The organism is Roseburia sp. 1XD42-69 (assembly GCF_003612565.1).
Classification (GTDB): Bacteria; Bacillota; Clostridia; order Lachnospirales; family Lachnospiraceae; genus Roseburia_B.
Genome location: NZ_RAZG01000196.1, coordinates 1 through 1,613, shown reverse-complemented (window position 1 = coordinate 1,613; position 1,613 = coordinate 1). Strand labels below are relative to the sequence as shown.

General features: G+C 41.7%; 1 protein-coding gene. It reads left to right on the top strand.

Annotation, left to right across the window (positions count from 1 at the left end):
• Positions 1–218: 218 nt before the first annotated feature.
• Positions 219–1,535 carry an IS4 family transposase gene (locus D7Y06_RS25025; RefSeq protein ID WP_120410174.1) on the top strand — a complete coding sequence of 439 codons (1,317 nt, stop codon included), beginning with the start codon at positions 219–221 and terminating at the stop codon, positions 1,533–1,535.
• Positions 1,536–1,613 lie beyond the last annotated feature (78 nt).

Below are 1,613 nucleotides of genomic sequence, written 5' to 3'. Positions count from 1 at the left end.
CAATGTTAACAACCTAACTCAAGCAACTACAACATATTGTGTTTTTCTTTTAATTGGCACGGGGTTCCCTGTGCCTTTCTTCATTCAAGACCACTATCTCAATTAAAATATTGCACAAATTTTTCGTCGAAAAATCAGCAGATTTACTATTGACAAAACCGCCCCAAAATGCGGCGCAGCCCTTGTTTATATCACTTTTTTGAAGGGAGCTGCTTCGTATGAAATTAATTCAAATCTTAGCTGATATTATCTGTAACACATTACTTGATCCATATGTCCTTGAACAAGCCCGAAACAGAAAAGGGGCTTTTACTCGCAATTGTGGGAAACTTCCCTACTGGACATTGATCAAATTGTTATTAAGAAATTCCAAGAAAACCATCTCTGCATCTCTTGATGAATTCTTTACCGAATTGCGGCACCTGTCTGGGGCTTCCATCTCTGATACTGTGAAATGTTCCCAACAGGCTTTCAGCAAGGCACGCTCCGGCATTGACCATTCTATTTTCAAAGAATGCTTCGAACGTGTACTTGACTTCCTTTGTAGCAGGGATTCCCCGGATTTCCATTCTCGTTTCATGGGTGTATGGGGACGGCAGATCATCGCTGTTGACGGCTCTAAAATACCTCTTCCTAACCGTAAGACTCTTCTCGATAAATACGGCAGTATAGGGAGAGGTTCCAGTTCTCCCACTGCCATTGCCAGTGTTGCTTTCGATGTACTGAATCACCGCATCCTTGATGCACAGCTCGAACCCATGAGCATCGGTGAACGTACCCTTGCCATAAGGCATATGCAAAATATAAAAAGCAAAGCACGGACAAATCTATTATACACCATATTTGTCTTCGATAGGGGATATGCTTCAAAAAATTTATTTTCTTTTATCGAAGATTCCTTACATGCCAGGTATCTGTTCCGGTTAAGGTCTAAATTTAACACAGATATCGATGCACTGCCTGCTCCAATGGACCGAAACGGGATCAGTGACCATATTTTCTTCCTGGATGGCAGGAAAGTACGCATCCTTAAATTTTATCTCCCAAGCGGAACTCTGGAAACGTTGATCACAAATGATTTTGACCTTGCCAAAGGACTGTTCCGCCAGTGTTACTTCCTAAGATGGCCGGTGGAAGAGAATTACAAGCTTGTCAAAGAAAAGATCGGACTCACCAATTTCAGGGGCTATTCTGAGAACTCTGTTCTCCAGGAATTCTGGATATCGGTATTACTTGCAAACCTGGCTCTTGCTATAAAGAGAGAGACAGACGGCATTATTGACCGTACCATAAACCAGAAAAGGAATCAGAACAAATATATGACAAACATGAATGAGCTTGTCGGATGTCTGAGCCGCCATATAGGGGAATATATGGATGCTGATACAGATACGGAAAAGAGTGGCATCATCCGCTGCATATTTGATTTTGCCATATCACACCGGGTGCGGGACAAAAAGGGCAGCGGGGAATCAAATCCACGAACAACTCCAAGGAAAGTCAAACATCATTACAATAACAAGACTACACACTAATACCATTTAAGAAAGGTGGTGATGCCAACTTCTTTACATTCTACAATATAACCACTATATGAAAAAACAGCTGATAGC

Coding starts and splice junctions, on each gene's coding strand:
- D7Y06_RS25025 (WP_120410174.1), top strand. CDS start 219: ATGAAATTAATTCAAATCTTAGCTGATATTATCTGTAACACATTACTT.